Source organism: Actinomadura sp. 6K520, from assembly GCF_004349245.1.
Lineage (GTDB): Bacteria > Actinomycetota > Actinomycetes > Streptosporangiales > Streptosporangiaceae > Spirillospora.
This window is the reverse complement of the sequence record NZ_SMLC01000397.1, coordinates 1-1,386: the sequence shown is the minus strand read 5'-3', so window position 1 is coordinate 1,386 and position 1,386 is coordinate 1. Positions and strand designations below refer to the sequence as shown.

Annotated in this window: 1 protein-coding gene; it reads right to left on the bottom strand. The window is 72.2% G+C overall.

The features are described from left to right. Nucleotides 1-1,200: cytochrome P450 (locus E1289_RS37600; RefSeq protein ID WP_131988951.1), on the bottom strand; the 1,200-nt coding region annotated here is incomplete at its 3' end. Nucleotides 1,201-1,386 lie beyond the last annotated feature (186 nt).

The following is a 1,386-nucleotide window of genomic DNA, read 5'->3' as shown; positions in this document are numbered from 1 at the left end:
GACGGGTAGGGCGGCGGGTCTGCGTGCCCAGGGGGAGGGTTCTAGCTGGATCTGGTCGGCGGGGACCGCTAGGCGCATGGCGGGCAGGAGCCGCAGGGCGGTGTCGACGGTGGTGTGGGCGATGAGCCGGGCGGGGACTTTGGCGGGGCAGGCGTGCACTCCGGCGGAAAACGCCAGGTGGGCGCGGTTGCCGGTGTCCAGGTGCGGGTCTCCGGTACGGGCGTGCGGGCCGCCGTTCGCGGCCGCGAGCCCGAGGATGAGTGCGTCGCCGCGGCTGATGGAGTGGCCGCCCAGGTCGTGGTCGGCCAGGGCGAAGCGGGCGGGCATGTTGGCCATCGGGGGACTGGCCCACAGCATCTCGTCCAGGGCGTCCTCGACGCCGAGGCGACCGCGCCGCAGTTGGCCGGCGAAGCGGGGGTCGGTGAGCATCAGCCGCAGCGTCTGGGTGATCCAGTTGGTGGTGGTCTCCCAGCCGGCGACCATCATCATCACCATGCTCTGCTGGATCTCGTAATCGTCGGCCAGGTTCGGGTTAGCGATGAACGCTGAGGTCAGGTCGTCGGTGGGGGTGGCTCGGCGGGCGTTGATGGCGCCGGTGAGGACGTGGTTCAGGGCCCGGTTGCCCTCTTGGGCGTCCTGGCCGGAGCCGACCAGCGCGGTCATCGCCTGCTGCAGCGCGGCGGTGTCGCGGTCACCGAGCCCGAACAGGTCGGTGACGGCCAGCATCGGGATCGGCGCGGCGTACCCGGACATCAGGTCGGCGTGGCCGTCGTCGGCGAAGGAGTTGATGAGCTGTTCGCAGCGGGCCCGGACCGCCTTGAACATGACGTTCTGGTCGATGCCGGCGATGGCGTCCAGGACCGGGGCGATCAGGCGGCGGTGCTCACGCCCGTCGGCGAAGTAGCCGTTGTCGCGGGGCCCCATCATCGGCAGCAGCGGCGAGTCGGGCGCCACCAGGCCGTTGGCCAGGTCGCCCCAGTTGACCGGGTTGCGGGAGTACAGGCGTTCCCGCCGGGTCACCTCCAGCATCTGCTCATAGCCCATGACCAGCCAGGCGTTGAGCGGCCGCGAGCCACCGGCCGGGTCGGCGGGGGCGAGCTGGACCGGGGCGACCGGCCCGAACTCGGCCCCCAGCCGGCCGTACACGTGCTGGGGGTCGGGGCAGGCGGTGGTGGCCGACAGCGGCGTCAGCCCGGTCATGTCCGCCAGCCGTTCACCAGCGCGCGCCCGACCCGGCGGTGGCGGCGCCGGGTGCGGCGGGGGTTCAGGCGGAAGGGACGTCATCATCAGCACCTAGAGACAGTCGCAGCGGGGACACGAACGAAACGGGGGGCCACGGCGGCAGCCGCAGCCGGGAGGGGGAAGCGGAGGGGTTACCGAGGAGAA